Annotated in this window: 16 protein-coding genes and 2 pseudogenes; 11 read left to right on the forward strand and 7 right to left on the reverse strand. The window is 59.3% G+C overall.

Features of this window, described 5'->3' with window-relative positions; translation table 11 throughout:
• Positions 1-6 precede the first annotated feature (6 nt).
• Together ACA048_RS27195 and ACA048_RS27200 are read right to left on the reverse strand one after the other, a co-directional pair.
• Entirely contained in the window at positions 7-537 is a 531-nt protein-coding gene (locus ACA048_RS27195) for a DUF5943 domain-containing protein (protein ID WP_007947752.1), read from the reverse strand.
• 214 nt (positions 538-751) lie between these two features.
• Positions 752-1729, reverse strand: coding sequence for a dipeptidase (locus ACA048_RS27200; protein ID WP_497627022.1), 978 nt, complete (start codon positions 1727-1729; stop codon positions 752-754).
• Positions 1730-1963: 234 nt separating this feature from the next.
• Here ACA048_RS27200 and ACA048_RS27205 point away from each other — a divergent pair, with 234 nt between their 5' ends.
• On the forward strand, positions 1964-2365 hold the full coding sequence (locus ACA048_RS27205; RefSeq protein ID WP_497627023.1) for a lysozyme inhibitor LprI family protein: 402 nt from the start codon (positions 1964-1966) through the stop codon (positions 2363-2365).
• Between the two features lie 16 nt (positions 2366-2381).
• Positions 2382-2567 (forward strand): annotated as a pseudogene (locus tag ACA048_RS27210) (helix-turn-helix domain-containing protein); the annotation flags it as partial.
• 19 nt (positions 2568-2586) lie between these two features.
• Here ACA048_RS27210 and ACA048_RS27215 read toward each other — a convergent pair.
• Both ACA048_RS27215 and ACA048_RS27220 read right to left on the reverse strand, forming a co-directional pair.
• Positions 2587-3096: a nucleoside deaminase gene (locus ACA048_RS27215; protein ID WP_497627024.1), complete on the reverse strand. Its 510-nt coding sequence runs from the start codon at positions 3094-3096 to the stop codon at positions 2587-2589.
• A gap of 61 nt (positions 3097-3157) precedes the next feature.
• On the reverse strand, positions 3158-4492 hold the full coding sequence (locus ACA048_RS27220; protein WP_497627025.1) for a nucleobase:cation symporter-2 family protein: 1335 nt from the start codon (positions 4490-4492) through the stop codon (positions 3158-3160).
• Between the two features lie 189 nt (positions 4493-4681).
• Between ACA048_RS27220 and ACA048_RS27225 the strand changes: the two genes are divergently transcribed.
• Together ACA048_RS27225 and ACA048_RS27230 are read left to right on the forward strand one after the other, a co-directional pair.
• Positions 4682-5596, forward strand: coding sequence for a LysR family transcriptional regulator (locus ACA048_RS27225; protein ID WP_497627026.1), 915 nt, complete (start codon positions 4682-4684; stop codon positions 5594-5596).
• A gap of 73 nt (positions 5597-5669) precedes the next feature.
• Positions 5670-6086 carry a DUF3010 family protein gene (locus ACA048_RS27230; RefSeq protein WP_497627027.1) on the forward strand — a complete coding sequence of 139 codons (417 nt, stop codon included), beginning with the start codon at positions 5670-5672 and terminating at the stop codon, positions 6084-6086.
• A gap of 125 nt (positions 6087-6211) precedes the next feature.
• Here ACA048_RS27230 and ACA048_RS27235 read toward each other — a convergent pair whose 3' ends face one another.
• Positions 6212-7171 carry a GlxA family transcriptional regulator gene (locus ACA048_RS27235; RefSeq protein WP_497627028.1) on the reverse strand — a complete coding sequence of 320 codons (960 nt, stop codon included), beginning with the start codon at positions 7169-7171 and terminating at the stop codon, positions 6212-6214.
• Positions 7172-7380: 209 nt separating this feature from the next.
• On the opposite strand from ACA048_RS27235, the gene ACA048_RS27240 reads away from it, so the two are divergent.
• From ACA048_RS27240 to ACA048_RS27265, 6 genes and pseudogenes are all read left to right on the forward strand, one after another.
• Complete coding sequence (locus tag ACA048_RS27240) at positions 7381-8325, forward strand: choline ABC transporter substrate-binding protein (RefSeq protein WP_497627029.1); 945 nt, start codon at positions 7381-7383, stop codon at positions 8323-8325.
• A 100-nt stretch (positions 8326-8425) separates the two neighbouring features.
• Complete coding sequence (cdhC, locus tag ACA048_RS27245; protein ID WP_223515850.1) at positions 8426-9313, forward strand: 3-dehydrocarnitine:acetyl-CoA trimethylamine transferase CdhC; 888 nt, start codon at positions 8426-8428, stop codon at positions 9311-9313.
• A 140-nt stretch (positions 9314-9453) separates the two neighbouring features.
• A complete protein-coding gene (locus ACA048_RS27250; RefSeq protein WP_497627030.1) occupies positions 9454-10419 on the forward strand; it encodes an L-carnitine dehydrogenase in 966 nt (321 codons plus the stop codon).
• Positions 10420-10500: 81 nt separating this feature from the next.
• The gene (locus ACA048_RS27255) at positions 10501-10977 is read left to right on the forward strand and encodes a thioesterase family protein (protein WP_497627031.1); all 477 of its coding nucleotides are present in this window, start codon (positions 10501-10503) and stop codon (positions 10975-10977) included.
• Between the two features lie 14 nt (positions 10978-10991).
• Positions 10992-12155: pseudogene (locus ACA048_RS27260) on the forward strand (gamma-butyrobetaine dioxygenase).
• Between the two features lie 389 nt (positions 12156-12544).
• A complete protein-coding gene (locus ACA048_RS27265; protein ID WP_401354025.1) occupies positions 12545-12808 on the forward strand; it encodes a hypothetical protein in 264 nt (87 codons plus the stop codon).
• Between the two features lie 101 nt (positions 12809-12909).
• On the opposite strand, the gene gbdR is transcribed toward ACA048_RS27265, so the two are convergent.
• Together gbdR and ACA048_RS27275 are read right to left on the reverse strand one after the other, a co-directional pair.
• The gene (gbdR, locus tag ACA048_RS27270) at positions 12910-14013 is read right to left on the reverse strand and encodes a choline metabolism transcriptional regulator GbdR (protein WP_150780568.1); all 1104 of its coding nucleotides are present in this window, start codon (positions 14011-14013) and stop codon (positions 12910-12912) included.
• Positions 14014-14525: 512 nt separating this feature from the next.
• Positions 14526-15902 (reverse strand): L-serine ammonia-lyase, encoded by a 1377-nt coding sequence (locus tag ACA048_RS27275; protein ID WP_497627032.1) that lies wholly within the window; start codon positions 15900-15902, stop codon positions 14526-14528.
• Between the two features lie 436 nt (positions 15903-16338).
• On the opposite strand from ACA048_RS27275, the gene ACA048_RS27280 reads away from it, so the two are divergent.
• Positions 16339-17289, forward strand: coding sequence for a choline ABC transporter substrate-binding protein (locus ACA048_RS27280; protein ID WP_477791579.1), 951 nt, complete (start codon positions 16339-16341; stop codon positions 17287-17289).
• The last annotated feature ends 16 nt before the right edge of the window (positions 17290-17305 follow it).

Here is a 17305-nt window from a genome sequence, read left to right on the forward strand (position 1 = left end):
CTCGACTTACAACGGCTTGACGGTGAACAGGCCGTCGTCGTGGCCTTCTTCGGAGCCACCGTAGACTTGCTCGGCAACCGTACGGATCTTGCTGCCACGGGCTTGCAGAATCTGGTCCATGGCGCCGGCAAACCAGCCGGTGAACATGTAGTCGACCTTGCGCCCGACTTTGCCGTACACGTAGACGAACGCCGAGTGTTCGAGCTTGACGCTGGCGGTGCCCTTGTCGAGGTCGATGTCCTGGATCTTGAACAGGCCCCAGCCGCGTTGCGACAGGCGCTTCATGTAGTGCTCGAACACCGCAACGCCTTCCAGGCCGTGGCATTCAGCTTCTTTTTCACACCAGTGCCAGGCAGATTTGTAGCCGGCCTTGTAGAGGATTTCGGCGTAGGCCTCGGCGCCCAGCACTTCCTCGATGCCCATGTGGTTGTTGACGAAGAAGTGACGCGGTACGTACAGCATCGGCAGAGCGTCGGAGGTCCAGACACCGGTTTCGCTGTCGACTTCGATTGGCAATTGCGGGGCGATCTTGGCCATGGAAACTTAACTCCAGAAAAATTCGTGGTCGGTGCTGAGCAAAGCTTTTGCTTTGCTCTTATAAAAAAGCCGTATGAATGACTTTGGAGCCGTAGCGAGCACGTCGAGAGCAAGGAAGGACCGGAGCGACAAGCGAGACAGTACGGGACGTACGGCGAGCTTGGCGCGAGGACCTGACGCAGCTATCGGCGAGCGGAGTAGGCTCCAGAGTTATTCATTCGCCCCAGACGTCTTTCAGGACGCTGACCCAGTTCTCGCCCATGATCTTGCGCACCACGCGCTCGGAATGACCGCGTTTGAGCAAGGTTTCGGTCAGGTTCGGGAACTCGCCGACGGTGCGAATGCCCAGCGGGTTGATGATCTTGCCGAAGCTGGTCAGACGGCGGGCGTAGCCCTTGTCATGGGTCAGGTATTCGAAGAAATCCTGGCCGTGGCCCTGGGTGAAGTCGGTGCCGATGCCGATGGCGTCTTCGCCAACAATATTCATGGTGTATTCGATGGCTTCGGCGTAATCGTCGATGGTCGAATCGATGCCCTTGGCCAGGAACGGCGCAAACATGGTCACGCCAACAAAACCGCCGTGATCGGCGATGAACTTCAGTTCTTCATCGGATTTGTTGCGCGGGTGAATTTTCAGACCCGACGGCAGGCAATGGGAGTAGCAAACCGGCTTTTTGGATTCGAGGATGACTTCTTCGGAAGTCTTGGAGCCGACGTGGGACAGGTCGCACATGACGCCGACGCGGTTCATCTCGGCAACGATTTCGCGACCGAAGCCCGACAGGCCGCCATCACGCTCGTAGCAACCGGTGCCGACCAGGTTCTGGGTGTTGTAGCACATCTGCACGATGCCGACGCCGAGCTGCTTGAACACCTCGACATAGCCGAGCTGGTCTTCAAACGCGTGAGCATTCTGGAAGCCGAAGAGGATGCCGGTCTTGCCCTGCTCTTTGGCCTTGCGGATATCGGCGGTGGTGCGTACCGGAATCACCAGGTCGCTGTTTTCGCGGATCAGCTTCTGGCTGGCGGCGATGTTGTTGACGGTGGCCTGGAAGCCCTCCCACACAGACACGGTGCAGTTGGCCGCGGTCAGACCGCCCTTGCGCATGTCTTCGAACAGCTCACGGTTCCACTTGGCAATAATCAGACCGTCGATAACGATGCTGTCGGCGTGCAATTCGGCTGGGCTCATCAGGCTGTCCCCTATTAGCGATTCATGCGCCGAATCGTGTGCCGGCGCTTTGGGGCCAGCATATGCCTGAGGGACGGGGTAGCCGGGTGCAAAAACGACAGGGGGTTTGCCGAAAGCGTCAATCCGCGACAAAGGGTCGACGTTGGACGTCATGGGCCACCTGTTCAAGGGCCTGCGCATAGGCCAGAATTCCCGGCATTACTGAATGCACTATTGGATTGGGGCGGCGGCGCAATGAAATCGATCTTCCTGGCTTTGGCACTGATAGCGACCGGCGTACACGCGGCTGAAGAGTCCGAAGACACCCCCTGCGACAAAGTCGAAAACGACATCCAGACCCTGGAATGCTCGGTCTACAGCAGAACCACGGCCGAAGACCTGCTCAAGGACAACTACCAGAGCCTGGCCGAGCGCATGCAAACGGCCTACGGCAAGAACCCGGCAAAACTGGCCGACATCACCGCCAAACTCAAGGTCGCCCAGCAGCAATGGCTGAAGACCCGGGATGCGGATTGCGCGGTTGAAGCGTTTCCGGCGACCAGCGGTAGCAAGGCCTTCACCATTGCGCAGAATGACTGCGTGGCGCGGATGAGTGATGAGCGGTCGGAGTTTTTGGAGTCGATTGGGCAGGAGTGATGTAATTCGTTTTTCGGTCGCTGGCGCCACTTCCTGCGTTCGCCCCTCAAGGAATGATCTTTCCCAGGATGAAGTTGCCAAACGCATGGGCATCTCCCAACCAGCCTTCGCTCAACAGGAAATGGTCGCCAAGCCCCGCAAGGCGACACGTGAGAAAATTGCCACCGCTTACGGAATCAACGCCAGCCAGCTAGAACTGTAAGGGCTCGCCCCCCCCGCCCTCAATTCCAGAAACCTTCATGTGCCTTGGCCGCTTCGTCTTCAAGCATGGGACCAAAAGTTGGAATCTCTCGCTGGCCGCGGGCGAACACTTCTCGACAAGGCAACGAGAAGGTCGGGTTCTCCGGGTGGGCGCCGGTGAGTTCAAGCAATGCATGCTCGGACAGCGCGTAAACTACACGACCGATGCCCGTCCAATAGATCGCGCCGGCACACATGCAGCAAGGTTCGGCGCTGGTATAGAGGGTGCAGAGGGCCAGAGCGGCCGGGCTCAACAGTTTCGCTGCCTGAGCCGCGGCGGCCAATTCGGCGTGCTGGGTAGGATCACCTTTTGGTGGCATCGAATTGTTGCCCGCCGCCGCGATGACGTTACCGTCCCTATCCGCCACCAGCGCGGCAAACGGATGGCGGCCACGGGCTTTGGAGTCTTGCGCAAGTTCAAGGGAGCGACGCAGCAGATGCAGATCAAGTTGTGTGATGCCGGCAGGTACAACGGAAGTGAAGCGTGTCATATGAACTCCTTATTATTTTCAAACAGGCCCCTCACCGGTGGGGATCGGGGCGAAAAACGCCCTAGTCGGTGAGCTCCGTGCCCTGGGTCACCGGCTGAATTTTGTCTTTAGGGTTAAGCAAAACGTTGAGCACGATTGCGGTGATCGCCCCGAGAAATATTCCGCTTTCAAGAACCAGTTTGAGGGTGCCGCTGGCATGTTCGAACAGGGCCGGAAAAGACATCGGCAACACCCCGACACTGACCGATACCGCGACGATAATGCCGTTGCGGGTGCCTTCGAATTGCACACGCGATAGCTCCTGAATCCCGGCCACCGTGGTCATGCCGAACATCACGACAGCACAACCACCGAGCACCGGCGCCGGGACAGCGGCAATCAGCGCTCCCAGCTTGGGGAACAACCCCATAAGCACCATGATTGCCCCCGCCGAAGCCACGACGAATCGGCTTTTGACGTTGGAGAGAGCGATCAGACCGGTGTTCTGCGTGAAGGCGTTGTAAGGAAAGCTGTTGAACATGCCACCCAGCATCGTTGACAGACCATCAGCCCGAAATGCATTGCCGAGGGTTTGCTGGGTAGTGATCTTGCCCGTCAGCTTGCCGATCGCCAGACAATTGCCAGTCGTCTCGGCCATGATCACCAACATGGCCAGAGTCATTACCAGAATCGGCATCGGCGAAAACTGCGGCATGCCGAAGGCCATGGGAGGGCTCAGCTCGAACCAGGCGGCGCTACTCACCTGGCCGAAGTGAGTCATGCCACAAGCCGCTGCGATCAGGCTGCCAACGAACAACCCGATCAATACGCTGAGATTGCCGATGAACCCGGAAAACCTGGCGTAAACCACCAAGGTCACGACCACCGTGACCAGCCCCAGTAACAAATTCGACATCGAACCAAATTCCGCCGAGTCGGGATTGCCGCCGCCAAGCCAGATTGCTGCCGCTGGCATCAAGGAGATGCCAATGATGGTGATCAGGCTGCCGATCACCACCGGTGGAAAAAACCGCAACAGGCGGCTGAACACCGGTGCCATAGCGATGGTAATCGCCCCGGCGGCGATCACCGCGCCAAAAACTTCGGTGAGCCCGAACTCCTTGCCGATCATGATCATGGGCGCCAAGGCTATGAATGAGCAGCCTTGAATCAAGGGCAGACGGGCGCCGAACTTCCAGAAACCGAGGGTCTGGATCATCGTCGCAATTCCCGACGTCAGCAGGTTCGCGTTAATCAATGTGATCACCTGCGCCGCCGTCAGCCCTAGCGCGCTGCCCAGTATCAGCGGCACCGCTACTGCCCCCGCATACATCACCAACACATGCTGCAAGCCAAATGTCAGCAGTTGGCGGATGGGCAAGACTTCGTCCACCGGATGAACCTGTGAATTGCTCATATCGAATGTCTCCTGAAGTGCTTTTCTTATTGTCCTGAGGGCATCCACAGGCCAGGCACAGCGCAAGTCGGTGCAGCAGAAGAACTGACGTCAGGAAGTAGAATCCGTGCTTAAATTCGATGGAGCAAATGAGCATCCATCGTTTTTTACGATGGACTGAGAAGTCGACCTGGGCTCAAGGAGAAACCGATGCAGTTCTCGCTGGATCAGTTGCAAATGTTCGTGCAGGCCGTGCAAAGCGGGTCGTTCTCTGCTGCCGCGCGCAAGATGGGCAAGACTCAATCGACCGTCAGTGTGGCGATCTCCAACCTGGAAGATGACCTCGGCGTGGCACTGTTCGACCGCTCCACTCGCAGCCCGGTCCTGACGGCGGCTGGCCACAAAATGCTACTGCAGGCTCAGTCAGTTTTGGAGCGCTGCCTGACGCTGCAGGCCCATGCCGACTGCTTGTCGGATGTGCTTGAGCCCAGCCTGTCTCTGGCAATCGAAACGCCTTACAACGCCGTGATGCCGGCGCTGCTGGATTTCGAACAGGCCTTCCCGTATGTCGATCTGATTATTCGGCACCCGGTGTATGGGGATGTCAGCGAACTGGTGGCCAAGGGTCAGGCCGTGCTGGGGATCGCCTTCTCCCAACCCCAATACCCGCCGGAACTGGAATTCCAGCAAATGGGCAAGTTGATCATGCTGCATGTCTGTCACCCGGAGCATGCTCTGGCGAAACTGGAGAGCGTGAACTTCGACGACTTGCACGTGCACCGTCGGCTGGCATTCAGTGCACATGCCGAAAAATTTCCCAGCAGCGAGTACCTGTGCTCCACCCGTATCTGGCAGGCAGAAAATTATCTGGCGCTACTGGAAATGGTCCGCGCGGGGCTCGGCTGGGCGACATTGCCACGACAGTTGATTCAACGCGAGCTGGCCAATGGCGAACTGGTCGAACTGCAACTTGACGCCTACCCCAATACGGACTGGCACGTCGGGGTTGACCTGCTCTGGGCCCGTACACGGAAGATGGGAAAAGCAGAACGCTGGCTCAAGGCGCGCCTGCAACAGAACAAAGTCTTCGAGCTGGACCGTCGCGGGCAATCGACCACCCTGTAGCACTCAATTCGTGACTTCACGCCCCCGCTGCGCCACCATCCAGCCTCCACCGCCTGACCCAAAAGGGATCGAAATGAAAGTCTGCGGCATCGAAATCAAAGGCAGCGAAGCGATCATCGCCCTAGCCTCCCTCGACGACCAAGTGCTGAGCCACATTGCGCTGGCCACCAAGAAAATCGCCCTCGACGATGACGAGGACGCGGCGAACGTCAAAGTCTTTGCCGCCCAGGTCGCATCGTTCGTGCGTGAGAACTCCGTCGACCGGATCGCGATCAAGAAGCGCAGCAAGAAAGGCGAGTTTGCGGGTGGGCCGACCACGTTCAAGATCGAAGGTGTGTTCCAGTTGCTGGAGAATTGCGAGGTGACACTGCTGTCGCCGCAGACGATCAATGCGCAGCACAAAAAACACAATTTCGAACTGCCAGCGACACTGAACAAGTACCAGCATGAAGCGTTTAAAGCGGCCTGCTCAATGCTGATGAAGAAATAAAAGCGAACGCAGATCGAATGTGGGAGCGGGCTTGCTCGCGAAAGCGGTCAGTCATTCAACATTGATGTTGGCCGACACAACGCCTTCGCGAGCAAGCCCGCTCCCACATTGGATCTGCGTTTGGCTCAGACCAGTTCCCGCCCATCCCCTAGCCGCCGTCGGTCTTCCCGTGGACACCGCTCAAACTTCGCCCGATAGCTACGCGTGAAATACGACGGCGATTCAAACCCGCACGCAATGCTCACCTCCAGCACACTCATATCCGTCTGCCGCAACAACTGCCGAGCCTTTTCCAACCGTAAACGCAGGTAGAAATTGCTCGGCGTGTCGTTCAGGTGCAGGCGAAACAATCGCTCCAGCTGCCGCCGTGTCACTTTGATCGATTCCGCCAGTTCCAGTGTGCTCAGCGGCGGTTCGCTGTGCTGCTCCATCTCGCCGATAACGTGGACAAGCTTCTTGTTGCTGATGCCATACCGCGTAGCGACTTCCATGCGCTGGTGGTCTTTGCGCGGGCGGATGCGGCCGAGTACGAATTGTTCGCTGACCTGGATCGCCAGTTCCGGGCCGTGGGCCTGGGCGATGAGGTCGAGCATCAGGTCGATGGAGGCGGTGCCGCCAGCCGAGGTGATGCGCCGGCGGTCGATCTCAAACAGCTCCTGGGTGACGCTGAGCTGTGGATAGGATTCCTTGAACGCGTCGATGGCTTCCCAGTGCAGGGTCAGGCGGTGGCCGTCGAGAAGGCCGGCCTCAGCGAGGATGAAGCTGCCGGTGTCGATGGCCCCGAGGGTCACGCCTTCGTTGTCGAGGCGACGCAGCCAGTGCTCCAGTGCCGGGGTGGCAAATTTCAGCGGCTCGAAACCCGCGACGACGAGCAGGATCGCACCTTTCTTCAATGGCTCCAGCGCCGCATCGGCGTTGACCGACATGCCATTGCTGGCAAGCACCGCGCCGCCGTCGGCGCTCAACACATGCCAGCGATACAGCTCGCCGCGAAAGCGGTTGGCGACCCGCAGCGGTTCGATGGCCGAGATAAATCCAATGGCCGAGAAACCCGGCATCAACAAGAAGTAGAAATCCTGGGACATGGAGCGCACTCGATAGGCGGGTAACGTGAGGGCGGGTAGCGTGAGGATGTTGATACGCCACTTGCAACAGGCATTCAAGAGGACAGGTCGCTGCAGTGCAAGAGCTGGTCGCCGTAGTGCGTTTTCATAGGGCCTTAGCTGCGTAACGTGGCATCACCGGCGCACAAAGACGACCGGACCCACAATAACGAACTGCCGAGGAACCTGAGATGAAACGACTGATCAGCAGCTGTGTTCTTGCACTCAGCGGTACCGCTTTGCTGAGCGCCAGTGTCATGGCAGCCGAACCCGCGTCGTGCCAGAACGTACGCATGGGCGTAGTGAACTGGACTGACGTAATCGCCACCAGCGCCATGACCCAGGTCCTGCTCGACGGCCTCGGCTACAACACCAAACAAACCAGCGCGTCCCAGCAAATCATCTTCGCCGGGATCCGCGACCAGCGCCTGGACTTGTTCCTGGGCTACTGGAACCCGCTGATGACCCAGACCATCACCCCGTTCGTCGATGGCAACCAGGTCAAAGTGCTGCAAGCCCCCAGCCTGAAAGACGCCCGCGCCACCCTCGCAGTACCGACATACCTTGCCGACAAGGGCCTGAAAACCTTCGCCGACATCGCCAAGTTCGAGAAGGAACTGGGCGGCAAAATCTACGGTATCGAGCCAGGTTCAGGCGCCAACACCCAAATCAAGGCAATGATCGCCAAGAACCAGTTCGGCCTCGGTAAGTTCCAACTGGTCGAGTCCAGTGAAGCCGGCATGCTCGCGGCGGTGGATCGCGCCGTGCGCCGCAATGAGGCCGTGGTGTTCTTCGGCTGGGCGCCGCACCCGATGAACGTCAACGTGAAGATGACCTACCTCACCGGCAGTGACGACGCCCTGGGCCCGAATGAAGGCATGGCCACGGTCTGGACCGTCACTGCGCCGAAATACAGCGAACAATGCCCGAACATCGGCCGTTTGCTGAGCAACCTGACCTACACCGCCGAAGACGAGAGCCGGATGATGCAGCCGCTGCTCGATCACAAAGATGCCTTCGAATCGGCCAGGCAATGGCTGAAAGATCACCCGCAAGACCAGCAGCGCTGGCTCGAAGGCGTGACCACCTTCGACGGCAAACCTGCGGCTGAAAACCTGAAACTGACCAGTAAATAGACCTGAACCGAACCACCGTTCGCAGCCCGACCGGGCTGCGAACGGGATTATTACGCCTTGCCTTTCTCCTGAAAAGCACTTGCCTGTAAGGAACCGCCCAATGAACCACGACGTCATCATCACCTGCGCACTCACCGGTGCTGGCGACACGACCAGCAAAAGCCCTCACGTGCCGGTCACCCCGAAACAAATCGCCGCCGCCGCCGTGGAAGCCGCCAAGGCCGGTGCCACCGTGGTTCACTGCCACGTACGCAACCCTGAAACCGGCAAGTTCAGCCGCGACGTGGCGCTGTACCGCGAAGTGATGGAGCGCATCCGCGAGGCCGATGTCGACATCATCGTCAACCTCACCGCTGGCATGGGCGGCGACCTGGAAATCGGTGCGGGCGAGAACCCGATGGAGTTCGGCCCGAACACTGACCTGGTCGGCCCGTTGACCCGTCTGGCGCATGTCGAAGAACTGCTGCCGGAGATCTGCACCCTCGATTGCGGCACCCTGAACTTCGGCGATGGCGACACCATTTACGTGTCCACCCCGGCGCAACTTCGAGCGGGCGCGAAGCGAATTCAAGAGCTGGGCGTGAAAGCCGAGCTGGAAATTTTCGACACCGGTCACCTGTGGTTCGCCAAACAGTTGATCAAGGAAGGCCTGCTCGACGACCCGCTGTTCCAGCTGTGCCTGGGCATCCCGTGGGGCGCGCCGGCCGACACCACCACCATGAAAGCCATGGTCGACAACCTGCCGGCCAATGCGGTGTGGGCCGGGTTCGGCATCGGTCGCATGCAGATGCCAATGGCGGCGCAAGCGGTGCTGCTTGGCGGCAACGTGCGGGTTGGTCTGGAAGACAATATCTGGCTGGACAAGGGTGTACTGGCGACCAACGGCCAACTGGTCGAACGCGCCAGCGAAATCCTCAGCCGCCTCGGAGCCCGGGTGCTGACCCCGGCTGAAGGTCGCAAAAAAATGGGCCTGACCAAGCGCGGCTAAGCCCTTATCCCCACCCCCTGTAGGAGCCGGCTTGCCGGCGAAGAGGCCGGTACATCCGCCGCATTTTCTGCGGTGCTGAAATCGCCTTCGCCGGCAAGCCGGCTCCTACAGCAGATCATCGAATCTTTCAGGAAGTCGCCATGACCTTCATCACCGAAATCAAAACCTTCGCAGCCTTGGGCAGCGGTGTCATCGGCAGCGGTTGGGTGTCCCGCGCCCTCGCCCATGGCCTCGATGTGGTGGCTTGGGACCCGGCGCCAGGTGCCGAAGCCGCCCTGCGTAAACGCGTCGCCAACGCCTGGGGTGCACTGGAAAAACAAGGCCTGGCGCCTGGCGCCTCTCAGGATCGCTTGCGCTTTGTCGCGACGATCGAGGAATGCGTTCGCGATGCCGACTTCATCCAGGAAAGCGCCCCCGAGCGCCTCGACCTGAAACTGGAACTGCACAGCAAAATCAGCGCGGCGGCCAAACCCAATGCCTTGATCGGCTCCAGCACATCGGGCCTGTTGCCGAGCGAGTTCTACGAGAGTGCAACGCACCCGGAACGCTGCGTGGTCGGGCACCCGTTCAACCCGGTTTATTTGCTGCCGCTGGTGGAAGTGGTCGGTGGCAAAAACACCGCACCGCAAGCCGTTCAAGCAGCAATGAAAGTCTATGAATCCCTCGGAATGCGTCCGCTGCATGTACGCAAGGAAGTCCCCGGCTTTATCGCCGACCGCTTGCTCGAAGCGCTCTGGCGCGAGGCGCTGCACCTGGTTAACGACGGGGTGGCGACCACGGGTGAAATCGACGATGCGATTCGTTTTGGCGCGGGCCTGCGCTGGTCGTTCATGGGCACGTTCTTGACGTACACCCTGGCCGGCGGCGATGCCGGAATGCGCCACTTCATGGCGCAGTTCGGGCCGGCCTTGCAGTTGCCCTGGACCTATCTGCCAGCGCCGGAGTTGACCGACAAATTGATCGATGATGTGGTGGATGGCACCACTGACCAGCTGGGGACGCACAGCATTTCGGCGCTGGAGCGCTATCGTGATGATTGCCTGCTGGCGGTGCTGGAGGCGGTGAAGACCACCAAAGAGAAGCATGGGATGGCCTTTGCCGACTAGCGGTGTATCTGTCACACCGCGCTGCCCCATTCGCCGGCAAGCCGGCTCCTACAGGCTCTCCTTACTACAGGACCTGATCGCATGCCCGCTCTTACGACCTACAGCACCAAAATCATCCCCGACTGGGTCGACTACAACGGCCACCTGCGCGACGCTTACTACCTGCTGATCTTCAGCTACGCCACCGACGCGCTGATGGATCGTCTGGGCATGGACAGTAACAATCGCGAAGCCAGTGGCAACTCGCTGTTCACCCTGGAACTGCACCTCAATTACCTGCACGAAGTGAAGCTCGACGCTGACGTCGAAGTGCATACGCAAATCATTGGCCACGACAGCAAACGCCTGCACCTCTATCACAGCCTCCACCTGGTGGGCGATGACAAGGAGCTGGCCGGCAACGAGCAAATGTTGCTTCACGTCGACCTCGCCGGGCCGCGTTCTGCGCCATTCAGCGAACTGTCGCTCACTAAGCTGCAAGCCATCGTTGCCGAACAAGCCGACCTGCCCACCCCCGACTACGTTGGCCGAGTGATCGCGTTACCCCCCCAAAAATAACAAGGAGATCGCCATTGAACACCGCCGCTGCTTTTGCCGACTTCCGTACTTATCCGTTGATCAGCGCGCTGGCTGGCGTGCAACCCTTGGCGGACTAAGTTCTGGTGAAGTGGGCCGATGATCGCGTCAGCCCCTTTCATCACCAATGGTTGCGAGACAACTGCCCGTGCCCGCAATGCGTCTATACCGTGACCCGCGAGCAAGTGCTGGAAATCGTCGATGTCGAGCAAAACCTGATGCCGAGCGGGACAAGGGTCGATGCCGAAGGTTGCCTCAGCATCGATTGGCAGGACGGCCACCACAGCCGCTTCGACCCAGGCTGGTTGCGCGCCCACGCCTACGACGATGAATCCCGCGCCGAGCGCCAGGCCGGCAAACCCAAAGCGCGCCTTTGGCGCAACGATATGCAGTTGCCGGTGTTCGATTACCAGGCGCTGATGAATGACAACGACGCCCTGCTGCAATGGCTGCTGGCGGTGCGCGATGTCGGCCTGACCCAGGTTCGCGGCGTGCCTACTGAGCCGGGTTCGCTGAAGCTGATCGCCCAGCGGATTTCCTTTATCCGTGAGAGCAATTTCGGCGTGCTGTTCAACGTGCAATCCAAGGCTGATGCCGACAGCAATGCTTACACCGCTTTCAATTTGCCTTTACACAGCGATCTGCCAACCCGGGAGCTGCAACCGGGGCTGCAATTTCTGCATTGCCTGGTCAATGACGCCGACGGTGGCGAGAGTATTTTCGTCGACGGTTTTGCCATTGCCGAAGCCTTGCGCAATGAGGACCCCGAGGCGTTCCAAAGCCTTTGCGAAATCCCTGTGGAGTTCCGCAACAAGGACCGTCACAGCGACTACCGCTGCCTGGCGCCAATCATCGCGCTGGATGCACGCGGGCAAGTGTCGGAAATCCGCATGGCGAATTTTCTGCGTGGGCCGTTTGATGCGTCCGTGGAGCAGATGCCCAAGCTGTATCACGCTTACCGTCGGTTCATTGCGATGACCAGGGAAGCGCGGTTCCGGCTGATGACGCGGCTGAATCCGGGTGAGCTGTGGTGCTTTGATAACCGTCGCACGCTGCATGCGCGCAATGCGTTTGATCCTGCCAGCGGTGCGCGGCATTTTCAGGGCTGCTATGTCGATCGTGATGAGTTGTTGTCGCGGATTCTTGTGTTGCAACGCTAAAACCGCGTCATCGTTCTTCGCGAGCAGGCTCACTCCTACAGTTGATCGAGTTCTTTCAGAGGAATGCGGTTGAGTGTAGGAGTGAGCCTGCTCGCGATGGCTTAATCCCAGACACCCCATCCCTCCCTGATTCACAGGCAAAAAAAACCCCGATCAAGCCGTGACAGGATCGGAGCTGAGGAGGGTACTGTTGAGGAGCCGTTGCGCGAGGGTGACCAAACCTTCGTGTTGCCAGCTGAGTCCAGTGTGCCCACTCCGTTGATTCACAAGTTAGTCGAAAACGACCTGTTCATAGGTATTGCGGCCATTGCGTCAAATCGCCCTTGCCGCCACTTCATCCCCCTACCAGAATCGAGCCACGACACCGTTCCCTGAAGAAGGATTGCGTCATGATGTACGCCGATTTGATTGACCAGGAAGATCTGTTGGGCCAGCTCAAGGCACTGGGCTTTGCAGTGCCCCCTGGCGCCACCGCCGAACAGGCCTGCGAATGCGCGGTACGGGGTTTGAACAACGAACGGGCAATGGAACTGCGGACCATGGTCAAGCAGATGTACACCAGCAGCGCCACCATCCTGCCGGCGGTGCGTCAGGCCATCGACAAACAATTGTTGCCAGCGTTGGCGGAGTATCAGCAGAGCCGTAGCGCCTGACAGGACGCCATCGCGGGCAAGCCCGGCTCCTACACTGGATCTCCATCACACTGAAGATCCCCTGTGGGAGCTGGGCTTGCCCGCGATGAAGTCGCCTCGGTTTAGAGCCTGACGCTGGCGAACGTCGACTCATTACGCGCCTGACTCAACGCCGACAACGGCCCGGACAACGGCGACAGCACCAGTGCCTGCGGCAGCGGCATCATCGCCACCTGTTGCGTGGTATTGGAACCTACGCGCTCGTCACGCGGTGGAATGCCGAAGTATTCGCGGTAGCACTTGGAGAAGTGCGGCGTGGAAACAAAGCCACACACCGAAGCCACTTCGATGATCGACATCGGCGTTTGCTTGAGCAACTGCCGGGCGCGGATCAGGCGCAGTTTCAAGTAGTAACGCGACGGCGAGCAGTGCAGATACTTCTGGAACAGTCGCTCCAGCTGACGTCGCGACACAGCGACGTACACCGCCAGTTCATCGAGGTCGATCGGCTCTTCGAGGTTGGCTTCCATCAGCGCAACGATTTCCTGCAACTTCGGCTGATTGGTCCCCAGCATATGCTTGAGCGGCACGCGCTGGTGATCTTGTTCGTTGCGGATACGTTCGTAGACAAACATTTCCGAAATTGCGGCGGACAGTTCACGGCCGTGATCGCGGCTGATCAGGTGCAGCATCATGTCCAGTGGCGCGGTGCCGCCGGAACTGGTGAAACGGTTACGGTCCAGGGTGAACAAGCGCGTGCTCATGACCACACGCGGGAAGGCTTCCTGCATCGAGGCCAGGCATTCCCAGTGCACGCTGCAATCAAAACCGTCCAGCAGGCCGGCGCAGGCCAGGGCCCAACTGCCGGTGCAGACCGCGCCGAGACGACGTGACTGACGCGCCTGGCTTTGCAGCCATGACACGTGCTCACGGGTGACCGTGCGTTGGATACCGATACCGCCGCAGACGATGATGGTGTCCAGGGCGGGTGCTTTGTGCATGGAGCAGTCGGGGGTGATCTGCAGGCCGTCACTGGCCCAGACCTGACCGCCATCAACTGTGATCGTGGTCCAGCGATACAGTTCACGGCCGGACAATTGGTTGGCCATGCGCAGGGGTTCGACTGCGGAGGCCAGAGAAATCAGCGTGAAATTGTCCAACAGCAGAAAGCCGATGGATTGAGGCGCACGGTTCTGGGGTTGGGCCCCGGAGTTGAACGTCGTCATCGCGGTATCTCCTCACACAAAGCGGGTGATGGCCTCAGGCGGAGGCTCTTTTTATTGCCATCGTTCTCGCGTGGGAGACGGGCTTTGTAATGACAGAGCAATTGCCATGCCTAAAATTGAATGCGCGTTCAATAACTCCTGAAAACGACGTCGCGACATGTCTATATAAGCCGCGCGGCGAAGGGGGGATATAAGTGCCATTATCGGCGATAGACGCCCTGCCCCGCTGGGCGTGAGCAAATCGGTAGCACTTGTGGGAACAGGGCTGCGAGGTGCCGGGAAAGAGTGTCACCGCAGGCACGGGTGACGGGTGGTCAGGGGTGGTTTGGATCCCTGTATCTTGCAAAGGCGCTTATCTGTAAGCGACGCGCTAAAAGGTGGCGTGTTTTGAATCGGGTGTTCATTTAGCGCGCAATTTTGACTGGTCTGACGCCATCGCGAGCAAGCTTTGCTCCTACAGAAGACAGCAAACCTGTAGGAGCAAAGCTTGCTCGCGATTGGGCAACTCGGTCTCAGCACTCTACGGCGCTAACTGCCAACCCACCCCGCGAGGTCTCTTTATATTTGTCATGCATGTCGGCGCCGGTATCGCGCATGGTGCGGATCACCCGGTCCAGCGAGATAAAGTGCTGACCATCGCCACGCAGCGCCATCTGTGCCGCGTTGATCGCTTTCACCGCCGCAATCGCGTTGCGCTCGATGCAGGGTACTTGTACCAGCCCGCCCACCGGGTCGCAGGTCAGGCCGAGGTTGTGTTCCAGGCCGATTTCGGCGGCGTTGCACAGTTGTTCCGGCGTGGCGCCGAGAATCTCCGCCAACCCCGCCGCCGCCATCGCGCAGGCCGAACCGACTTCGCCCTGGCAGCCGACTTCGGCACCGGAGATCGAGGCGTTCTTTTTGCACAGAATTCCCACGGCTGCGGCGCTGAGGAAATAGTCGACGACATTGGCATCCGTCACCGCTTCACTGAACTTCATAAAGTAGTGCAACACCGCCGGAATGATCCCCGCCGCGCCGTTGGTCGGCGCTGTCACCATGCGCCCGCCAGCGGCGTTCTCTTCGTTGACCGCCAGCGCGAACAGGTTGACCCACTCCATAGCGCTCAAGGTCGAGCCGATCACATTCGGTTTGCCCAGCTCCTGCAAGCTGCGATGCAGCTTCGCCGCGCGACGACGCACATTCAAACCGCCAGGCAAGATGCCTTCGTGCTTGAGGCCCTGGTCGACGCAATCCTGCATGGCGCGCCATAGCTTCATCAGGCCGGCGCGGATTTCTTCTTCACTGCGCCAGACTTTCTCGTTGGCCATCATTAACTCAGCCACGCGCAGGTTGTGCGTCTGGCAAAGGCTCAGCAGCTCGACGGCGCTGGAGAAATCGTACGGCAACACGGTGCGATCCAGATCGACCACACCGCTGGACGCCTGGGCTTCATCCACGACAAAACCGCCGCCGACGGAATAGTAGGTGTCGCGATGCAGTTCGCCGTGATCGCCTTCGACGATCAGGGTCATGGCATTGGGGTGGAAAGGCAGGTTTTCGTCGATCAAGCGCATGTCCCGCGCCCAGATGAAGGGAACCGACAAGCGACCATCGAGGAGCAGCGTGTGGGTTTCGCGCAGGGTTTCGATGCGGATGCCGATTTGCGACGGGTCGATCGCGTCCGGCCACTCGCCCATCAGGCCCATGATCACCGCGTTGTCGCTGCCGTGACCGATGCCGGTGGCCGACAACGAACCGTACAGTTGAACTTCGACGCGACACACTTGCTCCAGCAAATGCTTCTCCCGCAGCGACTCAACAAACAACGCGGCGGCCCGCATAGGCCCCACGGTGTGCGAACTGGAAGGGCCGATGCCGATTTTGAACAGGTCGAAAACACTGATAGCCATTGCTGCCGAACTCCTGGATGTGCCGACTCCAGACGCAAAAAGCGCCCAGTGGCGGAGCTGCTACGCTCAAGCTGCAATCCGCCGAGATGGCCGCATCATCAGGCTTTTGTCATGTCGTTCGACGTCTCACACCGACGCACTCATGCCCACCAACGCCGCAGGGCGGCGACGCAATGTTTTCGCCGCTTTTTAGCGGATCAGAGGGAGAAAGAGGGCTGAAAAAAGCTGTAAACGACGTCACCGACACTGGATGCGACCCTCCCTGTACTGGTTACGACGCACCCTGTAGGCGTCAGATTTTCACTGGTACATGATCGTATCGACTCGATTGCAAGGCGCCGTGGTAGAGATGTCTCCAGAACGCCATCCAACCGCAACCTATAAGTGCGGTGGTCCAGTCGGAACACTGCCAAAAAAAACACCAAGGAGTCCATCCATGAAAGGTTCCCCGTCGTTGTTGTTGGCCGCCATGCTGAGTCTGCCGTTACTGGCTCAAGCTGCTGAACCCGCCCAGTGCAGCACCGTAAACTTCTCCGATGTCGGCTGGACCGACATTACCGCGACAACCGCCACCACTAGCGTCGTGCTCAACGCCCTCGGCTACAAGACCAAAACCACGATGATTTCCGTGCCGGTGACCTACAAGTCCCTCGCTGATGGCAAGAACATGGACATCTTCCTGGGGAACTGGATGCCGACCATGGAAAACGACATCAAGGCCTACCGCGATGCCGGCACCGTCGACGTCGTGCGCACCAACCTGACAGGCGCCAAGTACACCCTCGCCGTGCCACAAGCGCTGTACGACAAAGGGCTGCATGACTTCGCCGACATCCCCAAATTCAAGAAAGAACTCGACGGCAAAATCTACGGCATCGAGCCAGGGAACGACGGCAATCGCCTGATCCAGAGTATGATCGACAAGAACGCCTTCGGCCTTAAAGACGCCGGTTTCAAAGTGGTCGAGTCCAGCGAAGCCGGCATGTTGTCGCAGGTCGATCGCGCGCAGAAGCGCGACACCGCCGTGGTCTTCCTCGGCTGGGCACCGCACCCGATGAACAAGCGCTTCAAGATTCAATACCTGACCGGTGGTGACGACTTCTTCGGCCCGGACTTCGGCGCCGCCACCGTGGCAACCAACACCCGCAAGGGTTACACCCAGGAATGCAGCAACGTCGGCCAACTGCTGAAGAACCTGGAATTTACCGTCGACATGGAAAGCGCTCTGATGGGCAACATCCTGGACGACAAGATGAAGCCTGACGCGGCCGCCAAGGCCTGGCTGAAAAATAATCCACAGGTCCTCGATACCTGGCTCGCTGGCGTGACCACCATTGACGGTAAACCTGGCCTGGAGGCCGTGAAAGCCAAGCTCGCGCAGCCTTGAATTAAGGAGCAACGCT

The organism is Pseudomonas sp. LBUM1659 (assembly GCF_059716045.1).

Excerpts from the sequence above, each read along its gene's own strand:
- ACA048_RS27195 (WP_007947752.1), bottom strand. The coding sequence starts at position 537 with ATGGCCAAGATCGCCCCGCAATTGCCAATCGAAGTCGACAGCGAAACC.
- ACA048_RS27200 (WP_497627022.1), bottom strand. The coding sequence starts at position 1,729 with ATGAGCCCAGCCGAATTGCACGCCGACAGCATCGTTATCGACGGTCTG.
- ACA048_RS27205 (WP_497627023.1), top strand. The coding sequence starts at position 1,964 with ATGAAATCGATCTTCCTGGCTTTGGCACTGATAGCGACCGGCGTACAC.
- ACA048_RS27215 (WP_497627024.1), bottom strand. The coding sequence starts at position 3,096 with ATGACACGCTTCACTTCCGTTGTACCTGCCGGCATCACACAACTTGAT.
- ACA048_RS27220 (WP_497627025.1), bottom strand. The coding sequence starts at position 4,492 with ATGAGCAATTCACAGGTTCATCCGGTGGACGAAGTCTTGCCCATCCGC.
- ACA048_RS27225 (WP_497627026.1), top strand. The coding sequence starts at position 4,682 with ATGCAGTTCTCGCTGGATCAGTTGCAAATGTTCGTGCAGGCCGTGCAA.
- ACA048_RS27230 (WP_497627027.1), top strand. The coding sequence starts at position 5,670 with ATGAAAGTCTGCGGCATCGAAATCAAAGGCAGCGAAGCGATCATCGCC.
- ACA048_RS27235 (WP_497627028.1), bottom strand. The coding sequence starts at position 7,171 with ATGTCCCAGGATTTCTACTTCTTGTTGATGCCGGGTTTCTCGGCCATT.
- ACA048_RS27240 (WP_497627029.1), top strand. The coding sequence starts at position 7,381 with ATGAAACGACTGATCAGCAGCTGTGTTCTTGCACTCAGCGGTACCGCT.
- cdhC (WP_223515850.1), top strand. The coding sequence starts at position 8,426 with ATGAACCACGACGTCATCATCACCTGCGCACTCACCGGTGCTGGCGAC.
- ACA048_RS27250 (WP_497627030.1), top strand. The coding sequence starts at position 9,454 with ATGACCTTCATCACCGAAATCAAAACCTTCGCAGCCTTGGGCAGCGGT.
- ACA048_RS27255 (WP_497627031.1), top strand. The coding sequence starts at position 10,501 with ATGCCCGCTCTTACGACCTACAGCACCAAAATCATCCCCGACTGGGTC.
- ACA048_RS27265 (WP_401354025.1), top strand. The coding sequence starts at position 12,545 with ATGATGTACGCCGATTTGATTGACCAGGAAGATCTGTTGGGCCAGCTC.
- gbdR (WP_150780568.1), bottom strand. The coding sequence starts at position 14,013 with ATGACGACGTTCAACTCCGGGGCCCAACCCCAGAACCGTGCGCCTCAA.
- ACA048_RS27275 (WP_497627032.1), bottom strand. The coding sequence starts at position 15,902 with ATGGCTATCAGTGTTTTCGACCTGTTCAAAATCGGCATCGGCCCTTCC.
- ACA048_RS27280 (WP_477791579.1), top strand. The coding sequence starts at position 16,339 with ATGAAAGGTTCCCCGTCGTTGTTGTTGGCCGCCATGCTGAGTCTGCCG.